This is a genomic window from Xenorhabdus anantnagensis, from assembly GCF_028598555.1.
GTDB classification, from domain to species: Bacteria; Pseudomonadota; Gammaproteobacteria; order Enterobacterales; family Enterobacteriaceae; genus Xenorhabdus; species Xenorhabdus anantnagensis.
Genome location: NZ_JAQRFN010000072.1, coordinates 1 through 1,856 on the forward strand (window position 1 = coordinate 1; position 1,856 = coordinate 1,856).

3 protein-coding genes and 1 pseudogene are annotated in these 1,856 nt (G+C 45.2%); all 4 read left to right on the forward strand.

Features of this window, described 5'->3' with window-relative positions:
* Positions 1-230, forward strand: a pseudogene (locus PSI14_RS19865) (hypothetical protein); the annotation flags it as partial.
* Entirely contained in the window at positions 199-798 is a 600-nt protein-coding gene (locus PSI14_RS19870; RefSeq protein WP_273577706.1) for a recombination protein NinG, read from the forward strand. The pseudogene PSI14_RS19865 and the gene PSI14_RS19870, both read left to right, overlap by 32 nt.
* Positions 795-989 carry a helix-turn-helix domain-containing protein gene (locus tag PSI14_RS19875; RefSeq protein ID WP_273577707.1) on the forward strand — a complete coding sequence of 65 codons (195 nt, stop codon included), beginning with the start codon at positions 795-797 and terminating at the stop codon, positions 987-989. The genes PSI14_RS19870 and PSI14_RS19875 overlap by 4 nt, the downstream gene beginning before the upstream one ends.
* A complete protein-coding gene (locus tag PSI14_RS19880; RefSeq protein ID WP_273577708.1) occupies positions 986-1,819 on the forward strand; it encodes an antitermination protein Q in 834 nt (277 codons plus the stop codon). The genes PSI14_RS19875 and PSI14_RS19880 overlap by 4 nt, the downstream gene beginning before the upstream one ends.
* Positions 1,820-1,856: the final 37 nt, after the last annotated feature.

The following is a 1,856-nucleotide window of genomic DNA, read 5'->3' on the forward strand; positions in this document are numbered from 1 at the left end:
TGATGCCCACCTGTCGTAGCTGCAATATTTATAAACACAGTGCAGATATCGAAACATTCAGACGAGTGATCACCAGAGAATTACAAAATTCAATTAACAGAACGCAATGCCTGAGAACAGGGCAGCGGCTCGGCATATTGAAATTAGATACCACGCCGATAGTGTTCTGGTTTGAAACATACACGGAGAATGCGGGGAATGAAGAAAAAGCTGAGGCGGAGAAAATGTAAAATCTGCCGTGAATGGTTCCATCCCCGATATGACAATATCGAGTGGTGTAGCCCGGAACATGGCGCAGAATTGGCAGTTAAAAAACGAAGCAGAGACAGGGAGAAAGCAGAACAAAAACTACAACGAGAACGACGACAAAAAGAAATAGCCGACCGAGACAAACTCAAAACCAGACGCCTAGCAGTAAAACCCCGCAGTTATTGGATTCAACAAGCCCAACGAGCCGTAAACGCCTACATCAGAGAACGAGACAGAGACCTGCCGTGCGTTTCCTGTGGCACGTACACATCTGCTCAATGGGATGCGGGTCATTACCGGACAACGGCAGCCGCACCGCAATTGAGATTTGATGAGCGGAATATTCATAAGCAGTGTGTTGTCTGTAACCAGCACAAATCAGGGAATCTGGTTCCGTATCGGGTTGAGTTAATCCGGCGCATGGGTCTGGAACCGGTTGAGGCTATCGAATCGAATCATGATCGGCATCGCTGGACGATTGAGGAATGCAAGGTTATCAGGGATGAGTATCGGGAGAAGCTCAAGGAACTGAAACGGGAGGCTGCATGACGCTTGAAATAACTTCAATCCCCGAACTGCTCATAAAACACCGGGGCAATCAAACCCAGTTAGCCCATGAGTTAGGCATTAACCGAATGACAGTGGGTAAATTCGCGCGTGATTTTAAATGCCAATATCACATTGTCTGTAATGGGGCATTGATGACAAAAACGAAACTAAAAGGGAACCAGAGGAAATGAGACTCGCAGACCTACCGAAGTATTTCTCACCCAAAACCATTCAATTTAGTGACTCTCCAGCCGCAACGGCTACTGATGCATTTTCAATTACCGATGTTATGGCCTCGCTGGGATTGGCGTCCGCTCAAGCGAGGCTGGGTATTGAACTGTTTTTGGCGAAACAGGGGATCAATAGACCGGATGATGCGATGGAGAGTCTCTACCAGTATGCACTGACACAGGCTCACAAACACAGTGCAATCGCAAAACTCGATAAGGATATTAGGGGAAATGTCCTGCAAATACTCGCAAATTATGCATTTCAGGATTATGCGAGGAGTGCAGCCAGTAAGAAGGCATGTTCGGATTGTGAGAGTGGGTTTATCGAGGCGGAGGTGTTTACTACAAAGACATATACCCCGTGGAGGGAAAAACAGCTGGTTAAGGCAAATTTAAGTATGGGTGCAAAGATTATCCCATCGTTATACGAAAAATCCCGTGACGCCAGAGAAATTGTGAGAGTGGTCTGTTCCACATGTAATGGCAAATGCGAGGTTAGCCATTCATGCCGCTGCAATGGACGTGGGGAAGTTCTGGATAAGAAGCAGACTCAATTAATTGGTATTCCGGTCTATAAAAAATGCCCTAAATGCGCAGGGCGGGGATATTCCAGACTGAAATTTACAGATGTATGGTGTGCAGTGAAACCACTAACGGGAGTATCCAAAACTACCTGTTACGATAAATACCAGCCATTATTTGAGCATCTGGTAACGAAATGTTTTAAAGAGGAGGCTAGAGCTGATTCTATACTGCAAAAGCTCACAAAAAGAGAAATAATTTCTATTTAAATTTAAATGAATAGTAAATTACTATTGCATTTTTCGG